Genomic DNA, 17,250 nt, shown 5'->3' with positions numbered 1-17,250 from the left:
GCCGGAACGGGGAACGATTGTGTCGGGCAATGCCGAGCATTTCAAATTTATGCGACCAGGTTACAGCCCCCCTTCACGCGATCACGCCCGCATACACCGCTCTGTCGACGTTTCCACCGGACAGAATCACCCCCACCCTTTTTCCCGACATGGCTTCACGCTCGGCCATGAGCGCCGCCAGCGCCGCCGCCCCGGCCCCTTCCGCCAGGTTGTGGGTATCGGTGTAATACACGCGCATGGCCTCGGCTATCTGCGCGTCACTGACCGCAACGATCCGCGTCGCACCTGCGGCATAGACGGCAAAGGCTTCAGGTATTGGCTTGCGTACGGCCAGACCGTCGGCAAAGGTGGTCGCCGAGGCGGTTTCGCGCAGGGTTCCGGTATCGAACGATAACTGTGCGGCCGCCGCTTCGGTGGAAACCACGCCCACCACCCGGGTGTCCAGGCCCAAGGCATCGCGGGCGGCGATCACGCCACAAATCCCTGATCCACAGCCAATCGGTACATAGACGGTATCCAGATCCGGCGCGGCGTTGAACAACTCCAGCGCATAGGTGGCGACGCCCTTGACCAGCTCGGTGTGAAACGGCGGCACCAGGAACAGGTCGTGCTCCTGCGCAAGCCGTGCCGCCTCTTCCCGGGCTTCATCGAAATCGCGGCCATACTCGACCACTTCTGCGCCAAAGCCGCGCATGGCGTTGTTCTTTTCGACCGAGTTGCCTTGCGGCACGACGATCAGCGCCCGCAAACCCAGTGCGCCAGCCGCCAGTGCAAGGCTCTGGCCATGGTTGCCGCGGGTCGCGCTGACAATGCCCTTCACGCCCGGATGCTCGCGTTTGAGCCAGTGCATGAACGTGATGCCGCCACGCACTTTGAAAGCACCGGTAGGCGTGTGATTTTCGTGCTTGACCCACACCGTGCAACCCAAACGGCTGGCCAACAACGGCCAAGGGTACTGGGCGGTGGCGGGCATGACCTGGTACACGTGGCGTGCAGCCTGTTCAATGTCGTCGCGAGTCAGTGTGTGCATGAGTGGTCTCCCCGGGATTTTGCCCAGTCTGAACAGGGGCGCAGTACACAGGCTTTCAAAAAACCGACCTGACTTTTGTGTGCCCTCTTCACTACTATGGTGCTCATGAGCCATCGAAACCGCCTGCATCCACCTCTGCTGTCCGAACCGGTCCGCCGCATCGAGGCTGGCCCCTGGGCGATCGAATTGCTCCCCGGCTGCGCCTACGTGACCCGATACGTAGCGACCCAGGCGGGAATCGGCTTTGCCTTCGACAGCCAGCGAGGCCTGCACGCGATCGGCAGCGACCGGGTACAACCCTTCGATGCCCTGCCCAACGGCCTGGCGTTCGTTCCGGTCGGGTGTGACGTGTTATCCGAATCGCCCAAGGGGGGTGAATATCTGCGGGTGATACGCACTGACGGTGTGGCGCTGGAGGGGGATCGCGCCTTCAACAATCGCATCGACCGGCAGGCCACGGCCCTCGCATGGCGCATGCGCGCCGCGCTGTTGCACGCGGGGGTGGAGGACGACTGGGAGGCCTGGGCACTGGCATTGTCCGAGCGCGCTACGGCCAGCGAAGCCGTGTCGACACAGCCCCAAGGCTCGATAACCGGCAGCCGGATGCGCTTGCTCGATGAGTTCATTGACGCAGGCCTCGATGGCCCGTTGAGCGTACCGGCGATGGCGAGCCTGCTTGGCTTGTCCGAAGGCTACTTCATGCGGGCCTTCAAAAACGCCACCGGCAAAAGTCCCCATGCTTACCTGATCGACCGACGCCTGGCCAGGGCCCGCGCCCTGATGCGCGACTCGACCGCCACGCTGGCTGAAATCGCCTACGCCTGCGGTTTCAATTCCCAGGCGCACATGGCGACCACCTTCAGACAACGCCTTGGCGTGAGTCCGGTGCAATTGCGTCGACAATGAAACGGCAGGAAAATCAGCGGTCGCGGGCGGGCAGCATGCCCTTGAGCACATCATCCTTTTCAACGAAGTGATGCTTGAGCGCAACCAGCAGATGCCCCCCCACCAGAGCGCCACACAACCACGCCATGTAGGTGTGAACCGCCTTTGCCAGATCGTACAGGCTCTGATCGGGGTCAACGATTGGCGGGAGCATGAACAGCGCCGCCACCATGATTGGTTTGTCGGCGACCGAGCTCCAGTACCAGCCGGACAACGGCAGCCCGATCAAGGCCACGGCGTACAGCAGCACATGTCCGACCAGCGCTCCACGCTTCATCGTCGGGCTCATCGAATCGGGTAGCGCCGGTGCCGGGTGACTCAATCGCCAGGCGATACGCACGACGATGAGAAACAGCAGCGTGCTGGCCATCGCCTTGTGCACGTAGGTGAGTTCATGGTGGGCATTGAACTCGTCGCGCCAATGCGTTGCCACAATTCCGATAACCCAGGCCCCCAACCAGATCAGGGCCATGCCCCAATGCAGCCACTTGGCTGTACCGGTGTAACTTCCTTCCTTCGCCATCTCACTGTCCTGCCCGTCACATTTGAAGGCGGATTATCGCGACAGGGTGTTATCGGAAAAACCGTGAAATGTTGCTTAAACACATCGAAATGTTTGATGTAGCTCGTGTTTCGCCTTCGACCTGACAGACATGAATCGACCCCATGTGGCCGGTGGTCGTTGCATGTCGATTGTCCCCGGCGTTTGACTAAGCTTATTGAATCAGGGCGACCTGAAACCCGGGGGAGCAGCAACGGATCTGTATTGGCATTACAACGGTACGCTCAAAGGAGACGACCATGTATGCGGTGATAAGAACCTACCTGGGTGCTGGAGCCAAGCAGCTATTCGAGTTTATGGAAGAACGCAGCGTCGACATCGAATCGACCTTGCGCACAGTACCTGGCCTCGTAAGCTACACACTGCTCAATACGGGTGATGGGGGTACTTCGATCACGGTTTGCGCGGACAAGGCCGGCAGTGATGCGAGCCTGAAAGTTGCCCGTGAGTGGATTCAGAAGAACACTTCGCATATCCGCGCGAACCCACCGATCGTGACGGAAGGTCCGGTCATTGTGCAGATCAACTAGCGACCGGTCCGCAGGATGGCGAGTGCTATACTTTTTTTCAGATTGCATGAAGTGTACAACGTTCCCCACGGTTCAGACACCGACTGCAAATCCAGGTTAATCGCTGCCGGACAAAGGAGGTCTACAGCAAACTCGAGTCGGGAGGTGTGGCATGAATCGGCACTATTACATCAGTGACAATCTCAACGATCTTGAAACCGTTGAATATGAACTGGAAGCCAGCGGCATCAATTCTGAACAGATACATGTGCTCAGTGAAAAAGTTGCCGATGTCGAACAACATCACCTCCACGAGGTTAACTCGTTATTGGAACAGGATGCTGTTCACTCGGGTGAGATTGGCGCGGTGATCGGTTTGCCACTGGCGGCACTGGTTCTGGGTGGCGCCTATTGGATGGGCTGGACCGAATCCGCTGCAGGCTGGATGCCGTTTGTCTTCCTTTCCATTGTCATCCTGGGCTTTTGCATCTGGGAAGGCGGTTTTTTCGGGTTCCAGATGCCCAACACTCACTTCCGCAACTTCAAACAGGTGGTAAACGAGGGCAAACATATCTTCTTCGTCGATGTTGAGCCGAACCAGGAATCGGTACTGGATCAGGTAATCAGGCAACATCCACAGCTGGAGATAGCCGGCACTGGCGCGGCAGCCCCCCATTGGACTGTGGCCTGGCAGCACAAATGGCATCAGTTCAAGCGAGTGATATCGGGTTAGCGCCTGGAGACTCAAGGTCATCCGCAAACGGCTTACTGGCCAAAGAAAATGACCCGACTGAGGAATATATAGTCAGCCTCGGTGGCCATCAGCCCGACGAGCACCAGCAAACACAGAGGTGGCACCAATATGGCGTAGACCATAGCCAACCGCTCCCAGGCCATATGCATGAAGATGGAGACAATCAAACCTGCCTTCAACAACATGAACGTGATAATCAGGGACCACCGAAGATAGCCATGGAAATGGAAATAGTCGACCAGGTACGACAGCGTGCTGAGGACGAATAACAGCCCCCAGATTTTAAGGTACAAACTGATTGGATGTTGCTGACCCTGAGCATGTGCCATTACCCGCCCTCCTCTACCATAAATAGAAGAATGCAAAAATAAACACCCATACCAAATCCACGAAGTGCCAGTAAAGCCCGGCTATTTCGACGTTCTGGTAGTTTCCGGAGCGTTCATAATCTCCGCGCAACACTTTCAGCGCCACAATGCTGAGGTAGATGGCGCCGATTGACACATGCAGTCCGTGAAAACCGGTAATCATGAAGAAGCTGGCACCAAATTGCGCCGCGCCCATGGGGTTCCCCCACGGACGCACACCTTCTGCAATGAGCTTGCTCCATTCAAATGCCTGCATGCCGACGAAAGTCACCCCCAAGGCCGCGGTCGCCAGCATCAGGGCCGTCGTTTTCGTACGATCACGGCGATAGGCGAAATTGACGGCCATGGCCATGGTGCCGCTGCTACTGATCAGCACAAAGGTCATGATGGCGATCAGAATAAGCGGGATTTCCCTTCCTCCGATCGTCAAGGCAAACACTTCACTCGGGTTCGGCCAGGCCGTCGTGATGGTCATGCGTACCGACATGTAGCCGGTCAAGAAACAGGTGAATATGAACGTATCGCTGAGCAGGAAGATCCACATCATCGCCTTGCCCCAGGGCACCTGCTTGAAGGCCTCTTTGTCCGTGGACCAGTCGCTGGCGATGCCTTGCCATCCCGGCGCAGTTGGCGAACCTGGGGGATTGGATGAGCCTGAGTCGACTGGGGCTTGCGGATGCAATGCCATGGCTTTTCACCTCAGGCCGCAGAATCTGGCGATGGCTTCATAGGTTTGCGGCGTGCTGGCCAGCAGAGCGAACAGCACGAACCAGAGCCCCAGCAAGTAATGCCAATAGAGGGCACAGAGGTCTACGCTGGCGCTCAGTTGCGCCACCGGCACATGACGCAGAAATTTGGCGACGATCCAACACCAGGCGATCAGTCCGCCCAGCAGGTGCAGCCCATGCAGCCCGGTCAACAGGTAGAAAAAACTGTTGGCCGGATTGCTCGCGACAAAGTAGCCCCAGGCAACAAACTGCTGCCAGACCCAGAGTTGCCCCGCCAGAAAGGCAATTGCAAAGACGCCCGCCAGTGCAAAACCAACCACGGTTGCGCCCAGTCGGGCCTGTCGGGCGGCCATGCGCGACCATTGCAGTGCGATGCAGCTCAATAGCAGAAAAGCCGAGTTCAGCCATAGCGGCCGCAAATTGCCTAACGGCGCCAAAGGCTCTGTCAGGGGTAGCCAGTCGGCCATTTGTGAACGGGCAACAAAGGCGATCAGGAAGAGGAAGAACAACGAACTGACCACCACCAGAAACAAGCGCAGGCCCACTCTTGCGATTTGACTTCTATTGGCACCCTCAGAGTCCTGAACACCCTCAGGGCCGCGATTCCAACTGCCGCCGGGGTCAGCGCCGTCGGCGTTTCTCAATAGCAGTCTGTTCATGTCTTGACGTCCGCTATTTTGGTTCCGGCATTGAGTTGGCGCATGTGCTCCAGTTCCTCGGCGGAGACTGTTTGCGGCACGAAATCCTGTTCTATCCCCGGCACGCTGTAGTCATAGGCCCAGCGATGCACGACCGGCAACTTCTCTCCCCAGTTACCGTGTATCGGCGGGGTGTTCGGCGTTTGCCATTCCAGGCTGGCCCCGCCCCAGGGATTACTGCCGGCGGGCTTGCCCTTGAATGCACTCCAGGCCATGTTGAACAGGAACAGCAACTGGGAAACCCCGACAGTCAATGCGACCACGGTAATGAAGGCATTCAGCTCTTGCGCCGACTGCGGGATGAACGCGTAGTTTTCATAGGCGTAGTAGCGGCGAGGCATACCCTGGAAACCCAAGTAGTGCATGGGGAAGAAGATGGCGTAGGTGCCCAGGAAGGTAATCCAGAAATGCAGTTTGCCCAGGGTGTCGTTCCACATGCGCCCGGTGACTTTCGGAAACCAGTGATAAATACCGCCAAACACCACCAGTACCGGTGCGACCCCCATGACCATATGAAAATGGGCGACGACGAAATAGGTGTCCGAGAGTGGTATATCCACGATCACATTGCCGAGAAACAACCCGGTCAGGCCGCCAACCAGGAAGGTGACGATAAAGGCCAGGGCAAACAGCATCGGCACGGTCAGATGGATGTCGCCGCGCCACAGGGTCAGTACCCAGTTATAGACTTTCAGCGCGGTCGGCACCGCGATGATCAAGGTGCTGACGGCGAAAAAAAAGCCAAAGTACGGGTTCATTCCGCTGACATACATGTGGTGCGCCCAGACCACAAAACTCAGTACTCCGATCGCAACAATGGCCCACACCATCATTCGGTAGCCGAAGATGTTTTTACGCGCATGGGTACTGATCAGGTCGGAGACCAGGCCAAATGCAGGGAGAGCGACGATGTAGACTTCCGGGTGGCCGAAAAACCAGAACAAGTGCTGGAACAATATCGGGCTGCCACCCTGGTGATCGAGCTGCTGCCCCAGTGAGACCATCGCCGGCATGAAGAAGCTGGTGCCCAACAGCTTGTCAAACAGCATCATGACCGCGCTGACGAACAATGCCGGAAAGGCCAGCAAGGCCATGATCGAGGCCATGAAGATGCCCCACACTGAAAGCGGCATCCGGAACAATGTCATGCCGTGCGTGCGCGCCTGCAACACCGTGGTGACGTAGTTCAACCCGCCCATGGTGGCGGCGACGATAAAGATCGCCAGCGAGACGAGCATCAGGACAATGCCCCACTCCACGCCCGGTGTCCCCTGGGCAATGGACTGGGGCGGATAGAGCGTCCAGCCGGCACCCGTGGGGCCGCCCGGGACGAAAAAACTGCTGAGCAACACCACTACCGCCAGCAGGTAAAACCAGTAACTGAGCATGTTGACATAGGGGAAGACCATGTCGCGGGCGCCCACCATCAGCGGGATCAGATAGTTGCCGAAGCCCCCCAGAAACAAGGCCGTCAGCAAGTAGATGACCATGATCATGCCGTGCATGGTCATCGCCTGATAGTAAGTATTGGCATCCATGAACGCCAAACTGCCGGGGAAGCCTATCTGCATGCGCATCAAGCCGGACAGCACGAGGGCGATAAGCCCCACGAACAGAGCCGTCAAGGAGTATTGAATGGCTATGACCTTGTGGTCCTGACTCCAGATGTATTTGGTCAGGAAGCTTTTGGGCTCGTGCAGTGCTTCTGTTTCGGCTTGCTCCGCATAGGCCATCACGTCATCCTCGTTCCGAAGTTTCAGTGTGTTTCTGGCTGCTTTACGGCTATTTCCCTGGCTCCGCCTTGGTCGCATCAGCGTCAGCATTCGCTTTGGATTTGATAAAAGCGATCAGTGCATTCAGTTCCTTGTCACTCGGAGCAAGCGTCGGCATTACGGCCGGATAGCCCTTGACGATTTTGGCATTGGGATGAAGAACCGACTCTTTCAAATAGCCCTCATCGACCTTTACGCTCGTATCGTCGGCAAGGGTTTCGGTCTTGCCAAACAGGCCCTGCCAGCTGGGGCCGACGCCCTTGTTGCCATCGACACTGTGGCAGGCCAGACAGCCAAGCGACCCCGCCAGTCGCTGCCCTTGCGCCACCAGGTCGTCACCCGGGCTCGACGCTTCGCCGGTCGAAGGTTGATCGTCTTGCCCGGCAGCACCCAGTGATTTGATCAGGGCGATGACAGCACCCAGTTCGTCGTCCTTGAGAGTATAGGCCACCATGACCGGCGGGTAACCCTGTACCAGGCGGGCCTTCGGATCGAGAATCGACTCTTTCAGGTAGGCCTCGTCGACCAGCACGCTGGTGCCGTCGGCAAGCTGTTCCGTGCGGCCGTACAGCCCCTTCCATCCCGGGCCGAGACTGGCACTGCCATCCTGGCTATGGCAGGCCTTGCAGCCTAGCTGTTCGACCAACTGACGACCTTTTTCCAGCACGCTGTCTCGACCGGGTTTGGCAGCTGTGGTCAATGTCTGCGCAAAAGTCGGTTGGCCTTTTAGCCATTGATCGAAGACGGCCTGCTCTTCCACGACCATATGCCCGCGCATGTTGTAATGACCTACGCCACAAAATTCAGCGCAAAGGACTTCGTATTTTCCGGTTTTAGTCGGCGTAAACCAGAAGTACGACACCATCCCTGGCACCATATCCATCTTGCTGCGAATTTGCGGAACATAGAAATCGTGCAGGACATCTTTAGAGCGCAATAAAACTTTCACCGGCCGATCGAGCGGAAGGCGAACTTCATTATTCATGACAAGCACATCGTCCTGGCCTGCAGGATCCTTGGGATCAAGGCCGAGGGGATTGGTGGAGTCGACAAACCTGATATCCGACTTGCCCAGCTTTGCGTCTTGCCCGGCAAAACGATAGGCCCACTGCCACTGCTGGCCGACCACTTCAAGTTCGTAGGCATCTTTCGGCACCCGGATGAAATCGTTGTAGACAACCAGGCCTGGCGCCAACATCCCGGCGATGCCTGCCGAGGTAACGATGATCAGCCATGTTTCCAGTTTTTTGTTTTCCGGTTGGTAGGCCGCCCTGGCACCCACCTTGTGACGATAACGAATCACCGCTACTGCCATGAACCCCGTGATGGCAATGAAAAATATTCCGCTGATGATCAGGGTGATGAACAGGGTGGTGTCTATGGATCCCCAGTTGGAAGCGGCCGTTGTCGCATGCCAGGGCGCCAGTATGTGGAATAGCACGGAGGCAATAACGATGAGTATCAGGACAATTGCTATTGCCATTTGCTCTTCATCCTATTCCTGTTGTTCATTGGTTATGCAATAAGCATCGCCACTGACGTCCAAGCAGGGCCGACAAATACCACCCGTCCGGGCGCTAAAGTCAGTAAGAAGTATAGAGCGATCGGCTTGTACCGTGAGGCCGGCAAGAGAGTTCCGGTTGCCAGCTATACTTGAGTGCTGATGACGGATGGCAGCGCTCGACCGCAAGCGGTTGCAAAGTTCGAACCCTGCCCTTGCAGCGTCGTCAAACGAATGTGGTGACATTGAGCAGGGACGGTAGCCACACAGTCCAGCAATCCACATGGGAGGTTTCGTCATGAGTGCCCTGACGATCGAAGGCTGGTGCAAAACCAGCGGCGACCAAAAGTCCACCCCGATGGGGGAAGTCCATTTCTACGTCGACGGACCTCTCCATCTCCGTCTGGAAGAGGCCGAAGAGCGCCTGCAGAAGACCCACGAGCGTGAAGCCATGGTCGATGTCGATATGGACTCGATGGATTTGAAAATGCCCGAGGGATACGCGCCCTTGTCCGACTGTCAGATGCGTGTCTATCTGCACCACGAACGCGGTCAGTTTCATCTGGTCGGGCATCGTGCGAGCGATGGCAGCCTGGTTTATACCAACGCGGTGTTGATCGATCAGCTGCTTGAGTAGCGGCGAGAGATTCGCTGCATCGATCGTTCTGCGCGGTGCGGTGCCGAAATCTCACTGATCGTTGACCGGACACCCGGAGCCTCAAGACCTGGCGTACCGCAATGCATGCCCGCTAGTCCTCGAAACGCCCGGTGGAATCCCGATCGCGCTCGTAGCGTCGTGTGAGCGCAAACGCCGGTAGCCAGGCCTCACGCCGCACGACCCAGCTCTCGTAGGTCGGCGTCAGCTGGTCCGGGGCATCCAGGGATCCGAGGTTCACTTCGATTTCGTCTGCACTGCGCGCGAACACGGACGAGCCGCAGTGCGGACAGAAATACCGCCCATCGTAGTCACGGGTTTCGCCCTCGATCGTCACCGCATCCTGATGAAATATCGCGGACGCGTGAAACAGCGCCCCATGATGCTTGCGGCAGTCGAGACAGTGACAGACGCCAACCCGAAACGGACGCCCCGATGCGACAAGGCGCACCTTGCCGCACAAACAGCCGCCGGTGAATCGGTCCATGGGGTGTCTCCTCCAGCCGTCCGAAACGGCGAATCAGCGTGGAAACAGGAACGTTACGGCGGCGCGAAAGCCCCAGCCTTGCGGGCCGTCTTCCGGGCTGTCGAGCCAGTAGCGCGGGCCGGCCTGCACGGTCAGCGGTTGACCGCCGATCTTCAACAATTGGGTGACCGTGAGGTTGACCGGGACCGACCACTCCCGCGATTGCCAGTTGTAGGTTGACTCGGTGTTGACCCCGTAGGTCGTGAGCGTATGGGTGGTGTACGAGAGGAAGGGTTGCAGGAAAGTCTGGTTGACCTTTTCCTTGTTGTCCGGCGGGTTGTCGTCCAGGCCCCAGATATGGTTGGCCAGAATGCCGCGGGTCCAGCCATTGGACTGTTTCAACGCCACCCCTGTCGGGCCCAGGCCCCATTGCTCGCTGCCGAGCAACTCGTCACTGCCGGTCGGTATCAGCAACGCCGGGCCGGCACCGAGTATCCAGCCACTTGCCGTCGGCTTGGTCGGCGAGAAGAAAAAACTCTGGGTGATATCGCCGGTGCCGGATTTATCCGCCGCGCCATTGGGGGCCAGGCCGTGCTGGTCGATGATCGGCAAAATGGTGCGAGAAATGAGATTCCAGTCCTCGTTCAGGGCAAACGGCAGCACCGGCTGGATATTGGTCACGCTGTGCATGCCCTCCCCGGTCGGCCCCATTTTCTGGTCCCAGTTGTACTGCACCGGCAGGCTGTACATCGCGGCGACCGGGTTGAGGGCTTTTTTCGCCAACTCTGCCGCATCCTCAGCCTGAGCCATCGGGATGCAGCCCAATGCAACGACGAGTGTCGACACGCTACCCATCCACCCTTCTTTCAAATCCATATCACTCACCTGTCGTTGTCAAAAACCGGCGTTGCAAAGGGTTAGCGTAGGCAACTCTGATCGATGTGCAACCCGGCCCGGCCCCTCGCTGGCCGTGTGTTTAACGGTTTTTGAGAGTTTTTGATTCGGATTATCCCACTGCTGCAGGCAGCATTCGGCCCGCATTGACCGGCGTGCAAACACCTGTACCCGAATGACAACTTTCATCACGTGAGAACCGAACACATGGGCATGTCGAATAAATGGATTGCGGGTATTGCTTTGAGCTGTGTATTTCAGGTCGGCTGTGTCTCGCAAGTGGCGCAACAGGAGCAATACTCGGGCTTCCTGGGCAATTACCAGGGCCTTGAGGAGCAAACTACGCCGAGTGAACAGAAGGTCCTGCGCTGGGTATCGCCGGGGTTCGATCCTCGCGCCTACTCCACTGTAGTGTTCAGGCAGATGGAGCTGTATCCGTCGCCGAAGCCGACCGCGCGCGTCAGCCTGAAGACCCTGCAAGACCTGCAATTGATGGCCAGCAACAGCGTCAAGCAAGCCTTTTCCCGCCGCTATGCGATAGTCCCTTATCCGCAACTGGCACCGACCGATTCGCGATCGCTGATCCTGCAAGCGGCGATCACTCATGTCAGCGCCAACAACGAAGGCATGCACTGGTATGAGGCCGTTCCGATCGGCGCCATTGTCGGGGCAACACAAGCAGCCACCGGGCATCGCGATCAGACTGCCGAGATGTACATCGAAGCCAACCTGATCGATGCCAAGACCGGTTTGCCGGTCGCGAAAATGGTTCGCAAGGTGTTTGGCGCGACACTCGACAATGCCCAGCAGCCGGTACTTGCCAGTGACTTCAAGGTCGCGCTCAAGAGCATGACAGACGATATGCAGGCCCTGCTCCTCAAGCACTGATGCCCGGATAAGCCCCATCGCACGCAGACTGGCATGGGGTTTCAACCGCGCTTGTTCCCTGACAAACCGTCAGCCGTGCCGACGCCTGACGTGAGACCCCATCATGAAAATACTGACCCATACCCTGGCGGTGCTGATGCTGTTGCTGAGCACCCGCGCCCTGGCAGTGACGGTGATCCCCCTCAAAGGTCAGGCTTCCCAGACCATCGCGCAGGACACCAGTGCCTGCCAATCCCAGGCCAACGCCCAACATCCGGTACAAAGCACCGTGCCATCCGGTGGTCGGGCAAAGGGCGCCGCAACCGCCGCCGTAGCCGGGGCGACCGCAGCTGAGGTCCGCGGCCGCCAGCATGAAAACGTCTATGACCAGATCGACGACGACACCCGGCAAGACTATCGCCAGAACCAGGCGCGCAGTGCCGCGGCGGCCGGCGCCGTGGTGGGGGCTTCCAGACAACGCCAGGCGCGCCGGCAGAATGATGCGGCGAGCGAGCAAAGCGTCACTGCCAATAACTCCGTCTATAGCAGTTGCCTGCAGCAGCGTGGCTACGATGTCTTGCCTTGAGCGGCGGCGACACTGACCTGAAACATTGACCGACCTTCTCAACGAACCGAATCGAATTTGAGGGCTTCACCGATGCGCCTTGCAGGTGTTCCTGTCGCGATCCTCGCTTCCTGGCTCCTGGCCGGTTGCGCGGCCTCCCTAACAACCCGACCTCATCGTTGCAAACGGACAAATCGCCCGAGCAGTATGTCGACTGCCTTGTACCGAAGTTGAAGGACAACGCGATGAGCCCGGTCGTATCCGGGAGCGAGCGCAGTTACCGGGTTGTCGTTTCAAGCAAAATTGCCGTAGACACCGTGTTGGAAACCCACAGGGCACAGGATGGAGGCAAGGTGTATTTGTACGAGCGCCAATTGCTGGCCTCGACCTTCAGGCCATCGAGCATCGAGCGTGCCGCGCAGGAATGCTTGTAGGTGCCAGCCTGCTGGCAATGGATTCGAATGCGCCGTGTTTACCCAGTTCACCCGCGTTATCGTTAACGACCATCGCTGCGATGCGGCGACCCGACAGGCCAGCTCCTACAGGGGACCGCGTTCATCCGGATCACACGCGTTATCGTTGACGACCATCGCTGGCAGCTCCTACAGAGGACCGCGTTCATCCGGTTCACACGCGTTATCGTTGACGACCATCGCTGGAAAGCCAGCTCCTGCAATTTCCCGAACCCAAAAAAAACCCCGCGTCCTCCATGAAGGGCGCGGGGCAAAAGCCGTCGAACGAGAGGTGAGGATCGTTTGCGCCGCGTCAGGCAAAGCCTGAACGCGATGCGTGTCAACGCTCCTCGAGATCCATTAAAAGCGCTAACGAGCGTGGTTCAAAGCTAATTGGAATCAAAAATAATCTGCCGTTGACCGGGTGCACAAACAACAATCATTGACTTGTATTGTGAACCTCTCGGCCCGCCCGGGAGCAGCCAATGCCTTGTCCCGACAGCGCAGGCAATCCGCCCCGTGCCTGGCTACGCGCAAACTCACCCGCCCGAGCTTGCAGTTTTCGGATAGCGCAAAACATCCATTCAAAGCATCATTCGTACTGTCAAAATCAAAACCCGTGGGTCATCCAGCAATGCTTTTCCTTCGTTTGATTCAACTGATACCGCTGACAGGCAGGGCTGTTTACCGCGCCGCGCGCTCCTGAACCGAGCCGGTCCCGCATCGTAAAGGCTCCACAGCGCGCCTTGCGCCTGGTCCTTATCCATTTCATCTCCCAGTCCCGAATGTACCGAGCCAAATCCGGCCCCTATACTCAGGCCAGCACGCCTGATCGGAAGATTTCTATGAGCTACACCTTCAAGTTGAAAAATGGCGCCGTGGCGATATTCGACCCAGATAGCGCCATGCTCACCCTTACAACACCCCATGGAGATGTACAGAATTCCACGCTAGGCAGAGCCGAATCGCGTCTATTGGACCTGCTGCTGATGGAGCCAGGTGTCACTAAAAGCCGAGATGAAATCATCGACTACACCTGGAATGACCGCGTGGTTGCTTCCGGCAGTTTGAATCAAACCGTTTTCTCACTACGAAACATTTTGAATGACAGTCGCGATCACGAGATCCTGATGACTGTTCCTCGCCGGGGATATTGCTTCAACCGGCACTTTGTCGTCGATGCAGCAGCCGACGTACCGGCACCCTCGGAAGAAGCTGTGCAGCCACCGGCAGCCACGCCTGGACAAAGACCGCCACCGGATGGCGATGAGTCGCTGGCGTCCTCGAGTAAAACCGAAAAATCCACCCGCATTACCAAGGCCCAACTGATCGCTTATATCGTTACCCTGGCAGTCGTGGCCTTGACTGTCTTTCAGTTCGACTTCGAGGCGCCAAAAATTGAAATTTCCAGCGTCGACAAGAATGGACTGATCATCCATGCCGTAGGCAATGATCTTGCCGAGGCACAAGCGTTGCTGGAGCTGTCGGCCAAGCAATCAGAACAGCTTCCACCCAATCTGAAAGGGCAAGTCTGGATCAACCTGTACAAAACCAACTATTCCGTTTCGTGCATTCGCCCGGATCTAAGCACTGCAAATCTACAATTAAACAGCAGCGAAAGAGACCTCGCCATGATGATTCGTCAATGCTTGGAAGTTACCTTATGAAGTTTGAAGTTCCGCAAGCGGTTCACTGGCCGATTATCGCCTTGATCAATGCACTGTGCATTTTCTCCTTTTTTTATTCTCCTTCGCACTACATGGAAAATACCAGTTATCAAACCAAGGCCCGGCAATGGCTGGAAGATCTCAATCAGCTCAACACCGAAGAGTACCTCACTATCGGGCATGGTCGACTTACCGGGACCACGCTGGAAAGCCTGAATGGGAAAATCCGCAATGCAACCATATCGGCCAATATAATCAGAGAAAGCAAATCGCAGGTTCAGATCAAAATCAGTAACGTCAAACTCAGCCAGGACAATGAACTCTTTGCCATTGAAAAGACCCCTGACCTGTTCTTCAGACGCCAATACGTCTTGCAGGAAGGCGCCATCCTGAACTACGAATTGATCCCCACACAGAATAAAAACGCCGTGTGCTTTTACATACATGATCTTGGCCGCTTGCGCTGCATGAACCATTAATTGACTCAGCACCCGCCTGGCACAGGCTCCTATCAAAGATCACTTCAAATAAAAATAACAGTTATTGAGTTGAATCAGATGGCGTCCCGGAAAAAAATCCCCCGCCAATAATCTCTGGAATCGAGCCTGCTTGATTCTCGTCCGGGACAATGCCCTACACAGGGGAATCAAGTGAAAACAATGCATTTCCTGCGCAGCAATAAATCGACGATCTTCGGATGCCTGGCGGTTATGTTTCTGTCTGCCCTGCCCTTTTGTTCGTCAGCGAACGACGAGCATGCCGTCGAAAGCACGACCATTGAATATTATGAAATTCAAACAAGCCCGGATGACACTCAGACACTATCGCATCTGAAAATCCATAGTGAGAATGAGTATCATACGGACGAACAGGACACTGATTCCGCCCTCCCTACTCCGCCACAAAGCGATACCGGAATGAGTTACGCCACCTCGCTCATATTACTTTGAACAGCGCGACATTCTCCGTCGAAAGCGGCGATTGCCTCTTCTGGCAACCTGGAAAATATGAGTTATTGACTTTGGAAGGCGCAGTCGGAGTGAGATTATTTGCAGACCACGTCGTGGCAGAGATACAGCTGACACTAGGTTCTGCCTGATTAAACTGTAAATAAGGAAATCGCCTCGATGCTACTGAAAAATTTCGTCACCGTGTCGTTTGGTTTATTGCTTTCCCTCAAGGCCATGGCCGACGACAAGGGCATCTACAGTACAAAATTGACGAGTGTCGAAACCAACAAGAAGGCTGCGGATTCTGTGAAAACTGGCTATCAGGTAAAAACGGGTTACCGTGTTGACGACTTTTATTCCTTTACAGCGGCAGCCATTGACCCGATGAAACCCCAATCGAAAATCTTCAGTCCGATGGTTGACTCGCGCAACGTACAACAGCTGGACGACTCGGCATCGCACAGCAATTACGCGTTTTCAGCGGAACTGGAAATAATCCGGGGGCTCTGACAATCCTCCCGACGCGCCTATACCTTCATCCGGCATGTGACCGTCATCGCCGCACGGACAGTCATTGCCTGATCCTAATCATTTAACAGGTGAGCTTTCAATTTCATGAGTATCGCACCTCCCGATGAAATCTTTCATTTGTCTTCTGCCCTGCCAAGCCAACTGAACAGAACCATAGGCAACTGGGAAATGAGCCTTATCCCGACCGAGCACGAGGCGCGCATCCGGCAACACAGGCTCTTTCACAGCCCTGAACTGCAGTGCAGTCGCCTCGAGTTCGACTCATCCGTCACCCTGGTCAGTTCTGTCCCCGCCGGATTCGTCACATTCGCCATTTCGCAGGCCCCGATTGGCCGTCCCGTCGTGAACAATCAAAAACTGCGGCCTGACGAAATCATCGTACTGCACAGCGACGAATCAGTGCATTACACCTGCGAACCGAATGAGACACTGTTCACCATCACCACAACACTGGAGCACTATGCCCGGTGCCGCCAACTTCACCCTGTCAAAGACATACTGGCGAACAGAACAAAACACAGCTACCAGGTTGATAACTTTCAATTCATACAATCTGCCATTCAAGCCGTCAGTGCTTGCTGTGTCGACATCAATGACGCTGCCTCGCCACAGTACGCTGAAGCAGAGCGTTCAACGATTGAAACTGCGGTACTTGCGTCTGTATTGCAATCATTGACCCCCGCTGGCGGCTTCAGCCGTAAAGTCCCGACCAGACGCAAGGTGGCGATAGAAGCCATCGAGTACATTCATGAAAATATCAAGAAAACGCTCACTATCAAGTCACTCGTAAGGCAACTCGAAACGACCACCCGCACCCTGCATTTTGGCTTTATCGAGACATTCGGGATGTCGCCAATCGCCTATATCAGAAACTTGAGACTCGCCAGTGCCCGCCGCGACCTGATCAACAAGACATGGCCCACCGTGACGGAAACCGCGATGTTCTGGAACTTTCATCATCTGGGCCGATTCTCCAAGGCTTATCAGACAGCCTACGGAGAGACACCATCAGAAACGGCCAGACGCAACTCAGACAGGCCCAGGAACATTACCTCATCCCTTTACAATCAGGTCGTTGGCACGTGTCCATCAACCCCCGGAAAATGAGGATTAATAATTTCCGTTGATTAACCATGGATGCCGACAATTGCTTGTTTTCCCACTCAAGGAGATAAGCATGCTTCATCGAATAAACACGCTGCCACTCAAACAGAAAATCATGCTGTGCATGACCGCCTATGTCAGCGGCATTTTATTGGCCTGGGTCATTGACTGGTACTGAAGAGGTTTAACTCGCGACTGCAAGGTGCACAGTGAAATAATGATACCTCGGGGT

Annotated in this window: 20 protein-coding genes and 1 pseudogene; 12 read left to right on the top strand and 9 right to left on the bottom strand. The window is 56.4% G+C overall.

Features of this window, described 5'->3' with window-relative positions:
• Nucleotides 1–73: 73 nt before the first annotated feature.
• Nucleotides 74–1,030, bottom strand: a complete 957-nt coding sequence (locus tag C9422_RS01400) for a threonine dehydratase (protein ID WP_116579415.1) — start codon at nucleotides 1,028–1,030, stop codon at nucleotides 74–76.
• A 96-nt stretch (nucleotides 1,031–1,126) separates the two neighbouring features.
• Between C9422_RS01400 and C9422_RS01395 the strand changes: the two genes are divergently transcribed.
• Nucleotides 1,127–1,936, top strand: a complete 810-nt coding sequence (locus C9422_RS01395) for an AraC family transcriptional regulator (RefSeq protein WP_116579414.1) — start codon at nucleotides 1,127–1,129, stop codon at nucleotides 1,934–1,936.
• Between the two features lie 13 nt (nucleotides 1,937–1,949).
• Here C9422_RS01395 and C9422_RS01390 read toward each other — a convergent pair whose 3' ends face one another.
• Nucleotides 1,950–2,498 carry a cytochrome b gene (locus tag C9422_RS01390; protein ID WP_116579413.1) on the bottom strand — a complete coding sequence of 183 codons (549 nt, stop codon included), beginning with the start codon at nucleotides 2,496–2,498 and terminating at the stop codon, nucleotides 1,950–1,952.
• A 278-nt stretch (nucleotides 2,499–2,776) separates the two neighbouring features.
• Between C9422_RS01390 and C9422_RS01385 the strand changes: the two genes are divergently transcribed.
• Both C9422_RS01385 and C9422_RS01380 read left to right on the top strand, forming a co-directional pair.
• Entirely contained in the window at nucleotides 2,777–3,067 is a 291-nt protein-coding gene (locus C9422_RS01385) for a hypothetical protein (protein ID WP_116579412.1), read from the top strand.
• A gap of 151 nt (nucleotides 3,068–3,218) precedes the next feature.
• On the top strand, nucleotides 3,219–3,779 hold the full coding sequence (locus tag C9422_RS01380) for a magnesium transporter (protein WP_116579411.1): 561 nt from the start codon (nucleotides 3,219–3,221) through the stop codon (nucleotides 3,777–3,779).
• A 32-nt stretch (nucleotides 3,780–3,811) separates the two neighbouring features.
• Here C9422_RS01380 and C9422_RS01375 read toward each other — a convergent pair whose 3' ends face one another.
• Genes C9422_RS01375 through C9422_RS01355 form a run of 5 tightly spaced genes read right to left on the bottom strand, consistent with a single transcriptional unit; the run spans nucleotide 3,812 to nucleotide 8,849 of the window.
• Nucleotides 3,812–4,129 carry a cytochrome C oxidase subunit IV family protein gene (locus C9422_RS01375; protein WP_007977898.1) on the bottom strand — a complete coding sequence of 106 codons (318 nt, stop codon included), beginning with the start codon at nucleotides 4,127–4,129 and terminating at the stop codon, nucleotides 3,812–3,814.
• A gap of 13 nt (nucleotides 4,130–4,142) precedes the next feature.
• Entirely contained in the window at nucleotides 4,143–4,856 is a 714-nt protein-coding gene (locus C9422_RS01370) for a heme-copper oxidase subunit III family protein (RefSeq protein ID WP_116579410.1), read from the bottom strand.
• A 6-nt stretch (nucleotides 4,857–4,862) separates the two neighbouring features.
• Nucleotides 4,863–5,555 (bottom strand): cytochrome c oxidase subunit 3, encoded by a 693-nt coding sequence (locus tag C9422_RS01365; RefSeq protein WP_116579409.1) that lies wholly within the window; start codon nucleotides 5,553–5,555, stop codon nucleotides 4,863–4,865.
• On the bottom strand, nucleotides 5,552–7,327 hold the full coding sequence (gene ctaD / locus C9422_RS01360; RefSeq protein WP_116579408.1) for a cytochrome c oxidase subunit I: 1,776 nt from the start codon (nucleotides 7,325–7,327) through the stop codon (nucleotides 5,552–5,554). The genes C9422_RS01365 and ctaD overlap by 4 nt, the downstream gene beginning before the upstream one ends.
• A gap of 49 nt (nucleotides 7,328–7,376) precedes the next feature.
• Nucleotides 7,377–8,849 (bottom strand): cytochrome c oxidase subunit II, encoded by a 1,473-nt coding sequence (locus tag C9422_RS01355; protein WP_116579407.1) that lies wholly within the window; start codon nucleotides 8,847–8,849, stop codon nucleotides 7,377–7,379.
• A gap of 316 nt (nucleotides 8,850–9,165) precedes the next feature.
• Between C9422_RS01355 and C9422_RS01350 the strand changes: the two genes are divergently transcribed.
• A complete protein-coding gene (locus C9422_RS01350) occupies nucleotides 9,166–9,504 on the top strand; it encodes a hypothetical protein (protein ID WP_116579406.1) in 339 nt (112 codons plus the stop codon).
• A 112-nt stretch (nucleotides 9,505–9,616) separates the two neighbouring features.
• Here the strand turns inward: C9422_RS01350 and C9422_RS01345 are convergent, their stop codons facing one another.
• Both C9422_RS01345 and C9422_RS01340 read right to left on the bottom strand, forming a co-directional pair.
• Entirely contained in the window at nucleotides 9,617–10,009 is a 393-nt protein-coding gene (locus tag C9422_RS01345) for a GFA family protein (RefSeq protein WP_116579405.1), read from the bottom strand.
• Between the two features lie 33 nt (nucleotides 10,010–10,042).
• Nucleotides 10,043–10,843, bottom strand: a complete 801-nt coding sequence (locus C9422_RS01340; RefSeq protein ID WP_371924656.1) for a transporter — start codon at nucleotides 10,841–10,843, stop codon at nucleotides 10,043–10,045.
• Nucleotides 10,844–11,089: 246 nt separating this feature from the next.
• Between C9422_RS01340 and C9422_RS01335 the strand changes: the two genes are divergently transcribed.
• The 8 genes and pseudogenes from C9422_RS01335 to C9422_RS01300 all read left to right on the top strand — a co-directional run bounded on the left by C9422_RS01335 (nucleotide 11,090) and on the right by C9422_RS01300 (nucleotide 17,021).
• Nucleotides 11,090–11,770 carry a DUF3313 domain-containing protein gene (locus tag C9422_RS01335; RefSeq protein WP_116579403.1) on the top strand — a complete coding sequence of 227 codons (681 nt, stop codon included), beginning with the start codon at nucleotides 11,090–11,092 and terminating at the stop codon, nucleotides 11,768–11,770.
• Nucleotides 11,771–11,873: 103 nt separating this feature from the next.
• Nucleotides 11,874–12,335 carry a hypothetical protein gene (locus tag C9422_RS01330; protein ID WP_116579402.1) on the top strand — a complete coding sequence of 154 codons (462 nt, stop codon included), beginning with the start codon at nucleotides 11,874–11,876 and terminating at the stop codon, nucleotides 12,333–12,335.
• 72 nt (nucleotides 12,336–12,407) lie between these two features.
• A pseudogene (locus C9422_RS01325) lies at nucleotides 12,408–12,748 on the top strand (hypothetical protein).
• An 863-nt stretch (nucleotides 12,749–13,611) separates the two neighbouring features.
• Complete coding sequence (locus C9422_RS01320; RefSeq protein ID WP_116579401.1) at nucleotides 13,612–14,433, top strand: winged helix-turn-helix domain-containing protein; 822 nt, start codon at nucleotides 13,612–13,614, stop codon at nucleotides 14,431–14,433.
• Nucleotides 14,430–14,912 (top strand): hypothetical protein, encoded by a 483-nt coding sequence (locus tag C9422_RS01315; protein WP_116579400.1) that lies wholly within the window; start codon nucleotides 14,430–14,432, stop codon nucleotides 14,910–14,912. Before C9422_RS01320 ends, C9422_RS01315 begins: the two co-directional genes overlap by 4 nt.
• Before the next feature lie 180 nt (nucleotides 14,913–15,092).
• The gene (locus C9422_RS01310) at nucleotides 15,093–15,383 is read left to right on the top strand and encodes a hypothetical protein (RefSeq protein WP_116579399.1); all 291 of its coding nucleotides are present in this window, start codon (nucleotides 15,093–15,095) and stop codon (nucleotides 15,381–15,383) included.
• A gap of 177 nt (nucleotides 15,384–15,560) precedes the next feature.
• Nucleotides 15,561–15,893 carry a hypothetical protein gene (locus C9422_RS01305; RefSeq protein WP_007977871.1) on the top strand — a complete coding sequence of 111 codons (333 nt, stop codon included), beginning with the start codon at nucleotides 15,561–15,563 and terminating at the stop codon, nucleotides 15,891–15,893.
• A gap of 105 nt (nucleotides 15,894–15,998) precedes the next feature.
• Nucleotides 15,999–17,021: a helix-turn-helix domain-containing protein gene (locus C9422_RS01300; RefSeq protein ID WP_116579398.1), complete on the top strand. Its 1,023-nt coding sequence runs from the start codon at nucleotides 15,999–16,001 to the stop codon at nucleotides 17,019–17,021.
• Nucleotides 17,022–17,250: the final 229 nt, after the last annotated feature.

The organism is Pseudomonas sp. B1(2018) (assembly GCF_003097365.1).
Taxonomy (GTDB): Bacteria; Pseudomonadota; Gammaproteobacteria; order Pseudomonadales; family Pseudomonadaceae; genus Aquipseudomonas; species Aquipseudomonas laurylsulfatiphila.
Note: the sequence above shows the minus strand (reverse complement) of the source record. Positions and strands in the feature narration are given on the sequence as shown.